General features: G+C 69.3%; 14 protein-coding genes. 8 read left to right on the forward strand and 6 right to left on the reverse strand.

Annotated elements, in window-relative coordinates:
* Positions 1 to 23: 23 nt before the first annotated feature.
* The 4 genes from ACIRGA_RS15205 (at position 24) to ACIRGA_RS15220 (ending at position 3,942) form a co-directional block, all read left to right on the forward strand.
* Positions 24 to 803, forward strand: a complete 780-nt coding sequence (locus tag ACIRGA_RS15205; protein ID WP_400941228.1) for an isocitrate lyase/phosphoenolpyruvate mutase family protein — start codon at positions 24 to 26, stop codon at positions 801 to 803.
* 34 nt (positions 804 to 837) lie between these two features.
* Positions 838 to 1,452 carry a DUF2238 domain-containing protein gene (locus tag ACIRGA_RS15210; protein ID WP_400941231.1) on the forward strand — a complete coding sequence of 205 codons (615 nt, stop codon included), beginning with the start codon at positions 838 to 840 and terminating at the stop codon, positions 1,450 to 1,452.
* Positions 1,453 to 1,494: 42 nt separating this feature from the next.
* Positions 1,495 to 2,892 (forward strand): amino acid permease, encoded by a 1,398-nt coding sequence (locus ACIRGA_RS15215; RefSeq protein WP_400941234.1) that lies wholly within the window; start codon positions 1,495 to 1,497, stop codon positions 2,890 to 2,892.
* A 126-nt stretch (positions 2,893 to 3,018) separates the two neighbouring features.
* Positions 3,019 to 3,942, forward strand: a complete 924-nt coding sequence (locus ACIRGA_RS15220; protein WP_400941237.1) for a hypothetical protein — start codon at positions 3,019 to 3,021, stop codon at positions 3,940 to 3,942.
* A gap of 52 nt (positions 3,943 to 3,994) precedes the next feature.
* Here the strand turns inward: ACIRGA_RS15220 and ACIRGA_RS15225 are convergent, their stop codons facing one another.
* Entirely contained in the window at positions 3,995 to 4,333 is a 339-nt protein-coding gene (locus ACIRGA_RS15225; protein WP_400941432.1) for a YybH family protein, read from the reverse strand.
* A gap of 77 nt (positions 4,334 to 4,410) precedes the next feature.
* Between ACIRGA_RS15225 and ACIRGA_RS15230 the strand changes: the two genes are divergently transcribed.
* Positions 4,411 to 5,418: a helix-turn-helix transcriptional regulator gene (locus ACIRGA_RS15230; protein WP_400941240.1), complete on the forward strand. Its 1,008-nt coding sequence runs from the start codon at positions 4,411 to 4,413 to the stop codon at positions 5,416 to 5,418.
* Between the two features lie 7 nt (positions 5,419 to 5,425).
* The gene (locus tag ACIRGA_RS15235; protein ID WP_400941243.1) at positions 5,426 to 7,801 is read left to right on the forward strand and encodes an NB-ARC domain-containing protein; all 2,376 of its coding nucleotides are present in this window, start codon (positions 5,426 to 5,428) and stop codon (positions 7,799 to 7,801) included.
* A gap of 588 nt (positions 7,802 to 8,389) precedes the next feature.
* Here ACIRGA_RS15235 and ACIRGA_RS15240 read toward each other — a convergent pair.
* The 4 genes from ACIRGA_RS15240 to ACIRGA_RS15255 form a co-directional block, all read right to left on the reverse strand.
* A complete protein-coding gene (locus ACIRGA_RS15240; protein ID WP_400941245.1) occupies positions 8,390 to 9,643 on the reverse strand; it encodes a DUF222 domain-containing protein in 1,254 nt (417 codons plus the stop codon).
* Positions 9,644 to 9,793: 150 nt separating this feature from the next.
* Positions 9,794 to 10,210 (reverse strand): Dabb family protein, encoded by a 417-nt coding sequence (locus tag ACIRGA_RS15245; protein WP_400941248.1) that lies wholly within the window; start codon positions 10,208 to 10,210, stop codon positions 9,794 to 9,796.
* Between the two features lie 11 nt (positions 10,211 to 10,221).
* A complete protein-coding gene (locus ACIRGA_RS15250; protein ID WP_400941250.1) occupies positions 10,222 to 11,067 on the reverse strand; it encodes an NmrA family NAD(P)-binding protein in 846 nt (281 codons plus the stop codon).
* A 26-nt stretch (positions 11,068 to 11,093) separates the two neighbouring features.
* Entirely contained in the window at positions 11,094 to 12,455 is a 1,362-nt protein-coding gene (locus tag ACIRGA_RS15255; protein WP_400941253.1) for an MFS transporter, read from the reverse strand.
* Positions 12,456 to 12,531: 76 nt separating this feature from the next.
* Between ACIRGA_RS15255 and ACIRGA_RS15260 the strand changes: the two genes are divergently transcribed.
* Positions 12,532 to 15,219, forward strand: coding sequence for an AAA family ATPase (locus tag ACIRGA_RS15260; protein WP_400941255.1), 2,688 nt, complete (start codon positions 12,532 to 12,534; stop codon positions 15,217 to 15,219).
* 13 nt (positions 15,220 to 15,232) lie between these two features.
* Here ACIRGA_RS15260 and ACIRGA_RS15265 read toward each other — a convergent pair whose 3' ends face one another.
* Positions 15,233 to 16,111 (reverse strand): FG-GAP repeat domain-containing protein, encoded by an 879-nt coding sequence (locus ACIRGA_RS15265; RefSeq protein ID WP_400941257.1) that lies wholly within the window; start codon positions 16,109 to 16,111, stop codon positions 15,233 to 15,235.
* Positions 16,112 to 16,263: 152 nt separating this feature from the next.
* Here ACIRGA_RS15265 and ACIRGA_RS15270 point away from each other — a divergent pair, with 152 nt between their 5' ends.
* On the forward strand, positions 16,264 to 16,893 hold the full coding sequence (locus tag ACIRGA_RS15270; protein WP_400941259.1) for a helix-turn-helix domain-containing protein: 630 nt from the start codon (positions 16,264 to 16,266) through the stop codon (positions 16,891 to 16,893).
* Positions 16,894 to 16,926 lie beyond the last annotated feature (33 nt).

Raw genomic sequence — 16,926 nt, forward strand, 5'->3', positions numbered from 1 at the left:
TGCGAAACCTCTAGATTGGAGACATGGTTTCCACCGCCGAGAAGGCCACACGGCTGCAGGAATTGCACGCCGCCCCCGAACTGCTGCTCGTCGTCAACGTCTGGGACGCGATCACCGCGAAGGTCGTCGCCGAGACCCCCGGCACCCAGGCGCTCGCCACGCCGAGCCACGGTATCGCCGCCTCCCGCGGCTATCCCGACGGCGAGGTGATCCCGCGCGACGAAATGATCGCCGAGGTCGCCCTGATCGTCCGGACGGCGGGAGATCTTCCGGTCACCGCTGACCTCGAAGCGGGCTACGGAGACCCGGGCGGCACGGTCGCCCGCGCGATCGAGGTCGGCGCGGTCGGCTGCAACCTCGAAGACCAGATGAAACCGCTGGCCGAGTCGGTCAAGGCCGTCGAGGCCGCGGTCGCCGCCGCCCAGTCGGCCGGTATCGACTTCGTGCTCAACGCCCGCACCGACGCCTTCCTCCGGGCGGGCGACCGTGACCCCGAAGAGGTGCTGGCCGACGCCATCACGCGCGGCCGCGCGTACCTGGACGCGGGCGCGTCGAACGTCTTCGTGCCCGGCAAGCTCGACGAGACCCAGGTCGCCAAGCTGGTCGAGGCGCTGGGCGAGCGCAAGGTGAACCTGATCGGCGTCCCGGGCTCGATCCCGCTGGCCACCGCGCAGAAGCTCGGCGTCTCCCGGGTGTCCTACGGGCCGTTCAGCCAGAACGTCGCGCTCACCGCGCTGGCGAAGCTCGCCGAGGACGTCTACGCCGGCGGCGGCCTGCCCGCCGACATGCGCAAGCTGAACTGAGCAAGTCGGAGCCCGTCGAAGTAGGGTCCCTCCCATGGTGCGCGGTGTCGGCCGGACGGAAGGGACCCTGCTGGCCGGCGTGGTGGTCGCCGCACTCGTGACGACCGGAGTCCAGGCCAAATCCCCCGGTACCTGGCTGATGGAAGTCGTCTGGGTGCTGATCGGGCTGCCGCTGGTGGTGGTGCTGCGCAAACGTTTCCCCTTGACCCGCTTGCTCTGCTGGCTGCTCGTGTTGCACGCGCTCGTGCTGTGTTACGGCGGGCAGTACACCTACGCGGAGACCCCGGCCGGGGAATGGGTGCAGGACTGGCTGGGCACTCAGCGGAACAACTACGACCGGTTCGCCCACGTCGTCCAGGGTTTCGTCCCGGCGGTCGCCGTACGCGAAGTGCTGCTGCGCCGGACCCCGCTCCGGACCGGCGGCTGGGTCTCGTTCCTGACCGTCTGTGTCTGCCTGTCGATCTCCGCCGGCTTCGAATTCGTGGAGTGGGCCAGCTCACTCATCGCCGGTTCGGGCGCGGACGACTTCCTGGGCACGCAAGGGGATGTCTGGGACACCCAGTGGGACATGTTCCTCTGTCTGTGCGGCGCGGTGCTTTCTTTGCTGGTCTGGCGCCGAATACACGACCGGCAGCTCGCCGGGCGATAGCCGGGCCCGCCGGTTCCCGAGGCGGCGGATACGGTCGTCGTCATGAATTTGCGAGCCGCGGCGGTGCGGCGTAAACCGGTCGCCGATCTGATCACCGACAGTGATCACGGCACGCTGAAGCGTTCCCTCGGCCTCGGGCAGCTGACCATGCTCAGCATCGGCGCGACGCTGGGCAGCGGGATCTTCGTCGTGCTCGGCGAAGCGGTCCCCGTGGCGGGCCCCGCGGTCGTGCTGTCGTTCGTGCTCGCCGGCGTCACCGCGCTGTTCTCGGCGCTCTCCTACGCCGAACTGGCCGGAATGATCCCGGTGTCCGGCTCGTCCTACTCCTACGCGTACGCCACGCTCGGCGAACTGGTCGCCTGGGTCTGCGGCTGGTGCCTGGTGCTCGAGTACGGCGTCTCGGTGGCGTCGGTCGCCGTCGGCTGGGGGCAGTATCTCAACGAACTGCTGCGGCTGACCTTCGGTTTCGCCATTCCCGACGCGCTGAGCCAGCCGCCGGGCTCGGGCGGGATCGTCAACGTCCCGGCCATCGTCGTCGTGCTGCTCGCCATGTTCCTGTTGCTGTCCGGCGCGAAGGAGAGCGCGCGGGCCAACGCGGTCATGGTCGTGATCAAGGTCGGCACGCTGGTGCTGTTCTGCGCGATCGCGTTCTCGGCGGTACGGGCGGCGAACTTCACCCCGTTCCTGCCGCTCGGCCTGGCCGGGCTGAGCGCCGGCGCCGCGAAACTGTTCTTCTCCTACATCGGTTTCGACGCGGCGTCCACGGCGGGCGAGGAGGCGAAGAACCCGCAGCGTGACCTGCCGAGGGCGATCCTGCTCTCGCTCGCCATCGTCACCGTGCTGTACTGCCTGGTCGCGGTGGCCGCGGTCGGCGCGCTGCCGTGGCAGGAGTTCGACGGCCAGGAAGCCGCGCTCTCGCATGTGCTCGGCGTCGTGGCGGGCAACCCGTTGTGGGCGGCGCTGCTCGCCGTCGGCGCGATCGTGGCGATCTCCAGTGTCGTGCTGACCGTCCTCTACGGACAGACACGCATCCTGTACTCGATGTCCCGCGACGGCCTGGTGCCCGCCTCACTGTCCAAAGTGGATCCCAAGACGGGCACGCCCCGGATCAACACCTTCGTGGTGTCCGGTTTCGTCGCGGCGCTGGCCGCGTTCATCCCGCTCGGGAAGCTGGCCGACGCCACCAGTATCGGCACGCTCTTCGCCTTCGGGCTCGTGAACGTCGCCGTCCTGCTGCTGCGACGGCGGCAACCGGAGGCGCCGCGCTCGTTCCGGGTGCCGTTCTCCCCCGTCACGCCGATCCTCGGGGTGGCGTGCTGCGGCTACATGATGCTCAGCCTCGACGGCGCCACCTGGATCGTCTTCGCCGGCTGGATGGCGCTCGGCCTGCTCATCTACTTCGGTTACAGCATGCGCCGATCCCGGCTCGCCGCGGAATAGCCCGTTCGCCGCCATAATTCCTAGCCTGTCCAGCCGCAGTCCGAGCCGGATCATTGAAGTGACGGTGATCGATAGGGGACACTTCGCTCCGACCCACGGAAAACCCTACCGTGAACCGAGGTCTTCATGCGCCGAAATCGCATTACCGTGCTGACCGCGTGCCTCGTCCTGTCCCTCACCCCATTTCCCGTCGCCGCCGCCGCTCAAGAGGCTGCGGCTCCCTTCTGTTATGAAGAACCCGTCCAACCGAAAGCCGATGTAAGTGACATAAAGGCCGGTTTCCAGTCCGCGAAATGGCTTCAGACGATCCAAGCCGTCTACAAGCGGCGCTGGCCCAGCGGCGAAGGCCTCGCGATCGCCCAGGCCAAGGACAAGTACTTCAGCCAGTTCGTGAACAAGAACAGCTTCAACGCGCTCGCCGAGTCCCTGATGGTGGCGATCCACGAAGAAACCCACATGTGGGATCTGGATCCGTCGAGAACCTCGTGGGACGTGTACGTCTCCGCGTGGATCGACGCTTCCCGCAAGGCGATGAAGGTCCCGATCCACGGCGGATTCCCCCGCCGCGAAATACTGCCGCTGATCACGGACGACCTCACGCGTTCGATGGACGACATCTACCTGCGCGACCAGCAGCAGGGGTCGTACCGGATCCAAGGGGTCATCGCGGAACTCAACGCCGGGCTCATGGGGTTGCCCGCGGCGACCGTCGTCGCCGAATACATCCAAGGAGTGGGCGCGAGCAATTCCCGCGACATCGCGGCCACGAACCTGCGCTACCTCCAGCTCTACCTGCGCGTCGCCAAGACGAACCATCCCGATTACTGGGCCAAGATCAAGGCCCAGCCCGAATTGCGCGAATTCGTGCTCACCGAATTCCTCCGGACGGCCTACTGGCTGGATCAATCCGCGCCTCACGCCGCCAAACTCGGCAGTGCGGACGTGGCGAAGATCGTCGCCAAGAACTACGCCCCGGAGAACGTCGCGATCATCGAGGAGTTCACCGGCGCCAAGGTGAACACGGGTTCCGCCAGGAACTGCACGGCCTGACGCCGCGCACGGCCTGCCGGCGACGGAGCCCGTCACCGGCAGGCCGTTCCCGTCACGGCACGAACACCGGCTGGTCCAGCGCCCAGAGCCAGGATCCGTCGGGCTGGCGGCGAGCGACCTCGATGGTCGACTCACCGGTGGTCAGCGTGGTCGCCGTGAGCGCCAGGTCGCCGCCCGCCAGCGCCGGATGCTGCCTGCCCGGCAGGAGTTCCGGCGCGGCCGCGACGAACTCCTCGTACACCTTGCGGATCTCAGCGTGCCCTTTCGCGATGTTGCCCGGCGGGAACGCCAGCACGGCGTCCGGTTCGTACAACGCCACCAGCCCGTCGACATCGCCCGCGTTGCCCCGTTCGATGAAGAACCTGCCCAGATCGTTCGGCTCAGTGGCCACAGTCCTGCTTGTCATGGGGATGAGCTTCGCAGCGAATACACGACATCCTGTGTCGTGTATTCCGCTAGAGTTTCCGCGTGCGCGCCGACCGGCTGGTCTCCCTGGTGCTGCTGTTGCGGCACCGCGGCAGGCTGTCCGCGACCACGCTCGCCCGCGAGCTGGAGGTGTCCACCCGCACCGTGCTGCGCGACATCGAAGCGTTGTCGGCGGCGGGTGTCCCGGTCTACGCCGAACGCGGCAGGCACGGCGGTTTCGCGTTGCTGCCCGGTTTCCAGACGGAACTCACCGGGCTGAACCACGACGAGGCGCTCGCTCTGCTGATCGCCGGGTCACGGCGCGGCGCGCAGGCGTTCGGCCTCGGTTCCGCGCTCGCGTCGGCCATGCTCAAGGTGGTCGACGCGCTGCCGGAAGGGCAGCGGGACACCGCGGCGGGTGCGGCCAGGCGACTGCTCATCGATCCGGAGATCGATCTCCTCTCGCGCCGGGTGGCGGCCGAGGAGGTCCCCGACGCCATCGTCGCCGAGGTCCGGCGCGCGGTGTTCGCCGGGCACAAGCTGCGCATCCATTACGCGGCCTCGGGTCAGGCACCGCGGTGGCGCACGGTGGACCCGATCGGCCTGGTCACCGTCCGGGATCAGGGTTATCTGCTGGCCACGAGGTCCGGCGAGGACCGTACTTACCGGCTGTCCCGACTGCGAGCAGCCGAAGAACTTCCCGAACCCGCCGAACGTCCGGACCGGGTCGACCTCGGCCGGACGTGGCAGGAACGCAGCACGCGGTTCCGGGCCGGCGGGGACCAGGTCGCGGTCGAGGTGCGGGTGGATCCGGCCCGGCGCGACCAGCTGGTAAGCACCGCGCTGGCCGTCCTCGCGGAGGAAACCGACGAAGACGGCAGGCTGCGGATGGAGGTGACCTTCCAAGACGCCCGGCACGCCGAATGGGCGTTGTGGCAGCTCGCCGCGGACGCGGAAGCCGTTGCCCCGCCTTGGTTACGCGTTTCCCTGCGTGACCGGGCCGAGGCGATCACCGCCCGCTACGCCGGTGAGACCAAAGTCAAGCCGAGCCCGCCGGACGGGGCGGGATAATCCGGCCATGACGAACGCCGCCCCGGGAAGGATCTCCACTTTCAAGGCGTTGCTGAAGGGCTATCGCGTCCGAGCCGGCCTCACGCAGGAGGAACTCGCCGAGGGGTCGGGGGTGAGCGTCCGCGCGATCAGCGACATGGAGCGCGGAATCGCCAAAAGCCCGCAACGCCGGACGATCGAAGCGCTCGCCGCGCCGCTGTCCTTGACCGACGAGGAGCTGACCGGCCTGCAGAAGGCCGCCCGGCAAGGCCGCTCCCCCGCGCCAGCACCGGCCGGATTCCCCGGCTGGCACCCGATCGGCGTCCTGCCCGCGGACGTCGACGACCTCACCGGCCGCGAAAGCGATCTCGACACGCTGCGTGCCCTGTCCGTGGATCTGCGCGACGCCCGCCGCCGATCGGGGCGGGTCGCGATCCTGAGCGGGCCGCCCGGGACCGGCAAAACCACCCTCGCGGTCCGCGCGGCGCACAACCTCGCCGGGGAGTTCCCCGACGGAAGGCTTTTCCTGAAGCTGCGCGGCATGTCCGCCGAGCCGGCGAATCCGGCGGACGTGCTGCACCTGATCCTGCGCTCACTGGGCGTCGACGCCGTCCGTATACCCGCCGATCCGGAGGACCGGGCGGGACTGTGCCGTTCCCTCCTGCGGGATCGCGCCACCCTGATCGTCCTGGACGACGCGGCCGACGAAGCCCAGGTCCGCCCGCTGCTGGTCGGCGGGCCGCGCTGCCTCACCCTGGTCACCGGCCGTCAGATGCTGGTGGGGCTGGAAGGCGCGAGCAGGCTCCCGGTCGACGTCTTCGACGAGGACGACGCTGTCGCCCTGCTGTCGGCCATCATCGGGGCGGATCGGGTCGCGCGCGAACGGCAGGCGGCGCTCGAACTGGTCGGACTGTGCGGACGGCTGCCGCTGGCCTTGCGGATCGCGGGCAACCGGCTGGCGAGCCGCCCCGCCTGGCCGCTGTCGCGCCTGGTGGAGCAGCTCCGGGACCGAGGCAGACGGCTGACCACGCTGACCGCCGGCGATCTCGACGTGCGCAGCGTGTTCGAACTGTCCTACCGCCAGCTCAGCCCGAACGCCGCCGCCGTGTTCCGGCGGCTGTCGCTCGTCCCGGCCGCGGACTTCTCGGCAGGGGCCGCGATGACGCTCGTCGAAGCCCCCGACGAGGACGACGCCGCCGTCTTCCTGGAGGAGCTGGCAGACGCGAGCCTGCTGCAGACGTCGCAGGAGAACGGCCGGTACCAGTTCCACGACCTCCTGCGGGTCTTCGCGACCGAACGGCTCGCCCGCGAGGAGACCCCCGATGTCGTCGAGGCGGCCGAAAACCGGCTGACCGGCTGGCTGGTGCGCACCGCGACGGCGGCGGGCCGCTACTTCCACCCGACTGACGGAGTCAGCCCGCTCCCGATGGCGACGCCGTGGTTCGGCGACCACACCGAAGCGGGCAGGTGGCTCGAGGTCGAACTGAAGAACTGGCTCGCCTCGGTCAAGCACGTCGCCGCTCGCGGTGACCATCGGCCGGTGCTCGACCTGGCCGAGTCCATGCACTGGTATTCGGAGATCGGCGGGACCGCGAGCACCTGGTACGACGTGTTCGAACTCGCCGTGAGCGCGGCCATCGCGCTCGGCAGCGCACGGGACGAGGCGGTGCACCGGAACTATCTGTCCTGGGTGCAGGCTTCCCTGTGCGATCAGACCGAAGCGGCCGTCCGGACGGCCCAGCTGGCCTGGGACGCCGCGGTGGCGGCGGGCGATCGGCGCGAACAGGGCTGGGCGCGGGTGTACCTGACGAGCGCTTATGCCCGCGGCACCGACCGCACGACGTGCCCGAAACTCTTCGACGAGGCGGCGCGCCTGTTCGAGGAGGCCGAATACCCGCTCGGAGTCCATGTGGCACGGACGATGCGGGCTTCGTACTGGTACCGGAACGGCCGGTTCGACGACGCCGCCGAAGAGTTCGACGCCTGCGTCCGCTACTTCGCGCCGGAACCCGGCGGCTCGCGCACTCCGGTGGACGACACCAATTACGCGTACGTGCTGCTGCGTTCGGCCCAGAATCTGGCCGCGCTCGACTCGCCCGACCGGGCGCTCACCCACTGCGAAACCGCACTCGGCCTCTTCCGCCACCACGGCGCGGCCATGGGCCAGGCCCGCGCGCTCCAGGAATCCGGGAAGTTGATGCGCCGCCAGGGCGATCACGCGAACGCGTACCGCCGCTTGTCCGAGGCCGAGGAGCTCTACGAACGCATCGGACTGACGCAGGCCCAAATCGACACACTCCGCGAAAGAGCGGACCTGTCCGAAGAAAGGAGCGATCCGGAGTCGGCCCGCGCGGACCGGGAACGGGCGAGGAGCCTCTGCGACCGGCTCGGCGGCCTCCGGTGACCTCGGGAACCGGGTGGCACGCCGAGGCCGGCTGGGGATTGGGGGGCACCGGCCGATCGCCGCAAGGCCGGTATCCCCGCCGACCTCGGCGTGCGCGTCTGACGTCGCGACTCAGGCGGTTCCGTGTCGCCGCTGAGCAACTGACACGAACCTAAGCCGCTGTGACGCTCGGGTCCAGGCAGCTTTCCCGGCAGAATGGAGCGGAGATTTCTGCCGGTTCCGGAGTGGTCGCGGCGCTCGTCGCTGGCGGGCTTCTCTGTGTTCCGACGTGGTTGAGGGTGTTGCGGCGGGGTTCGTCGGAGCGGGCCCCGGTACTGGGGTGGGATGAACTCCGGTGACCCGCCATCCGTGCTTCCGGTGAACGGAACGGCGATCTCTTCCGGTTCCGGAGTGGCCGTGGCCGGGTTCTCGAGAGGGCCGTCGCCGGTGTGCTTCTCGGTGGTCAGACGCCGTGCAGGGTGTTACGTCGAGGTCTTCGGAGCGGATCCCGGTATCGGGTAGGTGAACTCCGGTAAGCCGTCGGCGGCCAGCGACCGCGGGCATGCCGAGGGGCCCGTCGCCTGGGGTGGCTGGCGGGCTCCTCGGGGTTCAGACGTGATGCAGGGTGTTGCGCCGGGGTTGTCGGAGCGGATCCCGGTATTGAGGTGGAATGAACTCCGGTAGCCCATCGGCCGCCATCCGTACTTCCCAGTCACCATGGTGAATCAACCTATGGTGGAAACCGCACAGCAGCACGAGATTCCGAAGATCCGTGGGCCCACCATCCGCCCAATGGTGAATGTGATGAGCGTGGCAATTCTTCGGCTTCCGATGACATCCCGGGAACGCACAACCCCCGTCCCGAATGTTCAACGCCCGTCGCTGGCCCGGAGTGACGAACCGTCGCAGCCGCCCCACATCCAGTGGTTCACCCGCCGCACTCATCACGACCGGCAACATCAGGCAGTCGCAGGCGGCGAGCCGCGCTTCCCGGGCGGTCATCGTCCCGACGAAATCCAGACACGCGGTCCCGAGACCGGATTTGAGTTCGTCGAGTCCGATGGTGACATGCACCAAGGTGCGGTAGCCGCTGGTGCCCGGCTGGTCCGGGCAGGCGATCGCCAGATCGAGGACGTCGACCCAGGCGTCGCCCATGCGTTCGCATTTCATCCGCAGATCCGCCTGGCCGAACTCGTCGACCGGGCGTGGTTGGGCGTAGGCCTCGAGGACGGCGGCGGTGCGGGCCCCGGTCTCGTCATCGAGCAGACCGGTGAGTTTCCAGAACCCGTCCTTACGGCGCTCCAGGGTGATCTCCCGGCGCGGCTCCTTCGGCTCGGGATCCTTGGGCTCCTTGCCGTCGGGATCGAGCCAGCCCAGCAGGTTCGCTTCGGCGTCGGCGAGTTGGCGGGGACCGGCGTGCGGTGCCAGGTCGGCGAGGATCTTCTCCGCAGTTTCCCGATCCTCAGCAGAGGTGTCAGCGGGAAGTCTTTTCAAGATCTCCAGGATCTGATCGATCCGTTCGTTCCCGACCAGCCCCTCCGCGGCGACCGCGGCGGTCGCGGGAGCCACGGGCGGAAGCTCGGTGCCGTCCAACGCACGCGTCGGGTTCAGGGCAAGGGCCCGTTTGACCACGGCACTCGCCTCAGCGGCCGACAATCCCGCCACATCCGCGAACCAAGCAGCCGTCCGGCCATAGCCGTACAAGTCTTTCGCGCCCCGAGAGTCGATCTCCGCCAGGAACTGCCCCAACCCAGCGGTCGCCATCCGAATCACCTGCAAGGACTGCTGCACGCCCTGGGCAAGCTCCAGCTTGCCAGCGCGCCACAGTTCCTGCGGCAGTTCGGGAAGGAAGGTCTCGGACACGTCCCCATAATACCACAATCCTGTCGAACATGTGTTCGTAATTTTGAGCGACTGGCGAAATGCTCAAACAACACTGAAGGATGAACCTGCCTCGAAAATCAATCACCATTAGCGAATTCGGCAACCCAGATCGAGAACCCGGCCAACCCCTCACTTCCCATGCCTGCCCGGCGCCGCACTACCCGTGTACTCACCAAGCCCCACGACCAGCTCAGCCACATCCGGCACCTCCTCGAACCGCCGCCGATGCACCTCCGTGATCTTCGCGCCGATCTCCGGATCCGGGTCGTCGGTGACGTCGTACGACACGAACTTGTCGATCAGCGGCAATCCCGCCCTGTCCATCGCGAGATGCGCCGGATGATTCATGTACTCCTCGTAACCCGCGATGTCTTCGAGGACGGTGACGGCGCCATAGTCGAATTCACCGCCGAAATCGGGGCCGACGACGCGTGCTTTGATCGCGGGAATCGCGTGGATGTGCTCGCCCATCCGCGCGAGCCCCGCCGCCTTGTCCTCTTCGGACACCCCGGATTTGAGAGTGAACCGAATGCAGTGGTAGATCATCGGCTTTCCTTTCACACAGCGAGCAGTGCGGCGTGATCGCGGGCGAAGTCGGTGACGTCGCGTGCGGGTTTCCCGGTCAGGTCGGCGACGGACGTGTGCACTTCGGCGGCTTCGCCTCGGGCGTAGTGGGCGTAGTCCTCGATGAGACCGTCGATCTGCCATGGCGGGAGCAAACCGGTCAGCGCGGCGGCGAATTGATCGGCGGAGGTGTCGTGGAAGACGACGCTCCGCCCCGTGGCGTCTGAGATCGCGTGGGCGATCTCGGTGTGGGTCACGGCGCGGGGGCCGGTCAGCGTGTAGGTCCGGCCGGTGTGTCCCGTACCCGCCAGCACGGCCGCGGCGGCGTCCGCGATGTCCCTGGTGTCGATGGCGCTGACGGCGGCGTCACCGATAGGTGCGGCGAAGAAGCCCTGCGCGATGGTGCCGGCGAAGGCGAGCAGCGCCTGCAGGTACAGGTTGGGGCGCAGCACGGTGTGGTCGATCCCGAGTTTTTGGACGTGTGCCTCGACTTCGGCGTGCCAGCGCAGGAATCGTACCGGCGAGCCGGCCTCTGCCGCGTACTGCGAGAGCAGCACGAGCCGGTTCACGCCGGCGTCCCGGGCGAGGTCGGCGAACCGCATCTGGTGTGCGGCGGCGTCGGGCGCGGAAGGGCTGTTGAGGAAGGCCGCGTCGACGCCGTTCAGTGCCGCGGCGACGGATTCCGGATCACGCAGATCGGCGACGACGGTTTCGGCGCCGGGAACGGAGCGGCCGGGGTCCCTGGTCATGGCGCGGACGGTGACTCCGCGGGCTCGCAGGGCGGGGATCAGTGCGGATCCGACGGTTCCGGTCGCGCCGGTGACCAATACGGTGTCCATTGTGGAGTGTCCTTTCCGGTGGGAGGTCAGCGCCGGGAGAAGAGCGGCGCCGCGAGGGCTATGGCGACGAAGGCGGCTTCGCCGAGGAACGCGGTCGTGAAAGAGATGTCGCCGTGGGTTCCGGCGGCGCCGATGGCGATTCCGGCGAGCGCGGCGAGACCGACGGCGCCGCCCAGTTGCTGCGCGGCGTTCACCAGTCCGCTGAGCAGCCCCGCTTCACCGTCCGCACTGTCGCGGACCGCCATCGCGGTGGCGTTGACGGCGCCCAGCCCGAGTCCGGCGCCGATGAGCAGGAACGCGCCCAGCAGGCTGACGGAGAAGCCGCTGGTCGTCGGATCCCAGGCCAGCCAAAGGAAACCGGCGAGCAGGACGGCGAGAGCGGTCGGCAGTGCGCGGCCGGGCCCGACACGTTTCGCCAGCATCGGCGCGAGGACGCTGCCCACGATGATCATGAGGGCGAGCGGGAGCTGGGTCATCCCGGTCGCCAGCGGGCTCATCCCGAGTACGTCCTGCTGATATTGGGGCAGGAAGAAGAACAGGCTCGTCAGGGTCCCGCCGATCAGCACCATCACCAGGTTCGCGGTGACCACCGGTTTCCGGCGGAACACGCCCAGCGGGACCAGGGGACGCGCGGAGCGCCGCTCGACGGCCACGAACGCCGCCAGGGAAACGAGACCCACCGCGAGCCCGACGACCGTGCCGGGCGTGGTCCAGCCGGCGTCCGAGGCGGAGACCATGCCCAGCGCGAGCCCGGAGATCCCGAGGGTGATCGTGACGGCGCCCAGCGCGTCGAACCGGCCCGGTCTTCCGGGCACCGGCGGCACGGCGCGCCACACGACGAACGCGCCGAGGACCCCGAACGGCACCGGGGTCACGAACACCGCCTGCCAGCCGAGCAGTTCGGTCAGCGTTCCGCCGAGGAAGACACCCACGAGGCTGCCCGCCCCCGCGACCGCGCCCCAGAGCCCCATCGCCCGGGTGCGTTCCGCGGGAGACAAGTAGAGGCCGAGCACGAGCGAAAGCGCGGCGGGCATCAGGATCGCCGCACCGATCCCCTGCCCGATCCGGCCGGCGACCAGCATCCCGCCGCCGGTGGCGAACGCGCAGAACGCCGTCGCCGCGAGGTAGGCCGCCATTCCGGTCAGGAACACCTTCCTGGCCCCGAGCACGTCGGCGAGACGGCCGCCGAGCAGCAGCAGGCCGGCGAAGGTCACCAGATAGCCGTCCACGACCACCGTGAGCTCGGCGGCGGTGAGCCCCAAGCCCTGCCGGATCGTGGATCCGGCGAGGTTGACCATCGCGGCGTCGAGGATGACCAGGAACATGGCGCTCGCCAGGCCGATCATCGCCACCCCGCGCGAGATCCGTTTCGTCTCCCGAACTGTCATGCCGTAACGATCGCTCGGGGACGCCTCCGCTCGCGTCGGCGAGAATCGCCTAGATCGCCTCGCTAGGGTTCAGACCATGCCCACGACGTCCTCCCGTCCGCTCGTCGGCAGGCGAGAAGAGATCTCTCGCCTCCTCGCCCTGGTCCACGCGGCGGGCCGGGGCGAGGGTGGGGTGCTCGTCCTCCGTGGCGAGCCGGGGATCGGCAAGAGCGCGCTGCTCGACCACGTCGAGCAAGCGGCCGCGGCGGATTTCCAGCTCATCCGCGCGTCCGGGTCGGAGTTCGAGGGGGAACTGCCGTTCGCGGCGCTGCATCAGCTGTGCGTTCCGGCGCTGGCGCACCTCGACACGCTGTCGGCTCCGTACCGCGAGTCCCTCCTCGTCGCTTTCGGGCTGGCCGACGGCGCGCCGGATCCGTTCCGGGCCGGCCTCGCCGCGCTCGAACTGCTGGCGACCGCCGCCGGAGCGCGGCCGATGCTGTGCGTCGTCGACGACGCTCACTGGCTGGACACCGCGTCGGCGAGGGCGTTGACGTTCCTGGCGAGGCGGATCGCGGCCGAGCCGATCGCGATGGTGTTCGCCGCCCGCGACCGCGATCCGGTCCGCGGGCTGGACGAACTGCCAGGGCTGACGGTCGGCGGCCTGAGCGACGCGCACGCGCGCGCCTTGCTGGCCGCGGAGAAGACCGTGACGCTGGACGAGCGGGTGCGCGACCGGCTGCTCGCCGAGGCACGCGGCAACCCGCTCGCGCTGATCGAGCTGCCGAAAGCGGGTGGCTTCGCGCTGCCGGCGCCGTCGCCGATCGCGAGCCGGATCGAGCGCAGTTTCCGGGCCAGGATGGCGGAACTGCCCGTGGACGCGCGCCGGCTGCTGATCCTCGCGAGCGCCGATCCCACCGGCGACCCCGGCCTGTTGTGGGCGGCCGCGCGGCGGCTGGACATCGACGTGCCCGCCGCGAGCGCCGCCGCCGAGGCGTCCGGGCTGATCCGCTTCGACACGCGGGCGCGGTTCTGCCATCCGCTGGCGCGTTCCGCCGCGTACCGTGCGGCCGAATCTGAGCCGCGGCACGCGGCCCATCGGGCGCTCGCCGAGGCCACCGACCCGGAAACCGCCGGGGACCGGCGGGCCTGGCACCGTGCCCAGGCCACCACCGGGCCGGACGAACAGGTCGCGGCGGAGCTGGAATTGTCGGCGTCGCGTGCGCAGGCGCGCGGCGGGGTGGCGGCCGCCGCCGCGTTCCTCGAGCGTGCGGCGGCGCTTTCGCTCGATCCCGCCAAGCAGATCGAACGCACCCTCGCAGCCGCGCGCACGACGCTCGAAGCGGGCGGCACGGACGCGGCGGCGGATCTGCTGGCCAGCGTCGACACCGAGACACTGGATATCCCTCAGCACGCTTCCGTCGAACTGCTACGCGGGCAAATCGCCTTCGTGCAGGGCGCGGAAGGGGCCGTCCGTGGCCCGGAGATCATTTTGCGGGCGGCACAACGGCTCGCCGCCGTCGATCCGGAACGGTCGCGCGAGTTCTTCGTCGCCGCACTGGAAATGGGGCTCGTCGTCGGCAGGGCCGCGGGAGTGCTGGACCGGGTTCTCGACGCGGCCCGCTCGGCGCCTCCAGGGCCGCCAGACCTCCTCGACGCGCTGGTGCGGCTGACCACCGAGGGACACCATGCCGGGGTGCCCGCTCTTCGCCGCGCCCTCACCGGCGACGACGGCTGGACCAGGACACCGGCCCTGGCCACCGTGCTCGCGGGCGAACTGTGGGACATCGAGCTGCACGCGACGATCGTCGACTGGCTCGTGCGGACCGGGCGGGACACCGGATCGCCGATGACCATCCGGCTCGGCCTCTCCCAGGTGGCGCTGCACGCGGTGCTCACCGGGAACTTCGGCCGCGCGATGGCCGCGGTCGCCGAAGAGGAGGCGATCGCCGACGCCGTCGGCGACGCGCCGCAGCTCTACCCGCGAGTGCATCTGGCGGCCCTGCGCGGCCGTCGTGAGGAAGTGCTCGACCTGTTCGCCCAGGCGACGACCCGGGGCAACGGCCAGCTGACCGCGAACGCCCACTGGGCGACGGCCGTGCTGCACAACGGTCTCGCCGATTACCCGGCCGCGCTGGACGCGGCGACCCGTGCCGTGGCGAGCGGCGATCTCTTCCTCACCGGCATCGCGCTGCCCGAACTCGTGGAAGCCGCGGTCCGGTGCGGGGAGGACGCCGTCGCCCGGTCGGCGCTGGAGTCGTTGACCGAACGCACGGAGCCCGCCGGAACCGCCTTCGCCCTCGGCATCGCGGCGGCCGCGCGGGCCTTGGTCAGCGACGCGGAAGCCGACCACCTGGAAGCACTCGGGCACCTGGCGAACAGTCCGCTCGCGGTGCACCTCGCGCGGACGCATCTGCGGTACGGCGAATGGCTTCGCCGTGAGGGCCGCCGTCGCGAGGCACGTGAACATCTGCGCACCGCACACGAACGGCTTTCGGACATCGGGCTGGAGGCGTTCACCCGGCGGGCCGCCGACGAGCTGCGCGCGACCGGGGAGGTCGCGCGCAGCCGCACCGGACATTCCCACGACCACCTGACCATGCAGGAGACGCATATCGCGCGCCAGGTCGCCGCGGGCGCGACCTCGAAGGAGGTGGCCACGCGCCTGTTCCTCAGTCCCCGCACGGTGGACGCCCACCTTCGCAACATTTTCCGCAAGCTCGGCATCACCTCGCGCAGGCAGCTGAGGGACATGCCCGATCTCCGCGACGCGACGGTCACTTCTTGACCGGACAGGTCACTCAGACCGGGATGTCGCCCGATGTCCCCCACTGGGTGGTGAACAGGTTCAGGCCGTACCAGGTCCCGTTCGACGGGCGCCACACCACGAAATCCGCCCGCGGGTCTCCGCCGAAATTGCCCGCCATGGGCACGTCGCCCGCCACACCCCATTGCTGGGTCGCGATACCGAGCACGTACCAGACACCGTTACCCGGCCGCCAAACGGCGAAATCGGCGCGGCCGTCCGCGTTGAAATCGCCCGCCACCGGAATGTCGCCCGCGGTACCCCATTGCTGGTTCGCGATTCCCCGCACGTACCAGACGCCGTCGCTGGGCCGCCAAACGGTGAAGTCGGCTCGCCCGTCCGCGTTGAAATCCCCTCCCACCGGAACGTCACCGGCCACGCCCCATTGCACCGTGGCGATACCCAGTACGTACCAGGTCCCATTACTCGGCCGCCAGACGGCGAAATCGGAGCGGCCGTCACCATTGAAATCGCCCGTCACCGGAACGTCGCCCGCCACGCCCCACTGCTGGGTCACCACCGCGCCGGTGCTGCTCTGGATGATGTACCAAATTCCGTTGCTCGGCCGCCACACGGCGAAATCCGCCCGATGGTCGCCGTCGTAGTCCGCGGCCACCGGCACGTCACCCGAAACACCCCACTGCTGGGTGACCACACTGCCGTTGCTACTGCGGATCACATACCAGATACCGTTACCAGGGCGCCAAACCGCCTTGTCCGCGAACCCGTCGCCGTCGAAATCCGCGGCGGTCTTCTGCGACGGGGGCGAGGCGGCGATACCGAGATCGCCCTCGTCCGCGGCCGCCGCCGGCGTCACGAGCAGACCGGCGAGCAGACCGGCCAGCGCCGTCCCCAGCCGAATGGATCTTCGCATTTTGCTCGAACCTCTTTCCGTTCGGTGGATGCACTCTTCCCAGCCCGCGCTTTTTGACCGAAGATACGCACCGGGACCGTTCCACCCTGACACCGACGGGATGGCCTTGTCAGCAAGGATTCCGTCCAGTGGACCGCGCGAGGGGATTTTCAATGGAGACCAAGAGAAGACCGAGAAGCGTCCTCGAAGGCGCTTTCACCCTATTGGATGCTTTGGTACGGCATCAAGGTGAAGCGGGCTTGACCCAGCTGGCGAATTCCTGCTCGCTACCGAAAGCGACGGCACACCGATTACTCGAGCAATTGACCGAATTGGAGGTTGTCCAGCGCAGCGAAAACCGCTATCGCGTCGGCGCGCAGGCATTCCGGCTCGGTCAATCGTGGCAACCCTATCCACGGCTGCTGGACCTGGCCCGCGGCGAACTCCGGCGCTTGACCGCGGCCACACGAGCCAGTTCGGTGCTCGCCGTACCGTGTGACGGTCACCTGCTGATCGCGGCCGCCAGCCTCGCCCGGCCGGAAGACCACCTCCTTTTCCGGCCCGGATCGACCGTGCCGCGGCGCATCGGCCGGTTCTGCCCGGTCTGGCAAGCGGAACACGAACTCGTCGCCGTCGAAGCGGCCGTCAGATTGCCGACCGGCCGGGCGGTCGGTTCGATCGCGGCCGTGCTCGCGCCGGCACAGCCACCCGCCGCGCTGTCCGAGCCCGTCGGCCGCACCGCCCGCACCCTCGGCGCGGCACTGGTGCGCAAGACCGGTTCCGTGTCGCCACTCCCCCTTTGACCGGATGGTGCGGTTTCGGACGTCCGGGCCGCT

It is taken from the genome of Amycolatopsis sp. NPDC102389 (assembly GCF_044765885.1).
In the GTDB taxonomy this organism is placed as follows: Bacteria; Actinomycetota; Actinomycetes; order Mycobacteriales; family Pseudonocardiaceae; genus Amycolatopsis.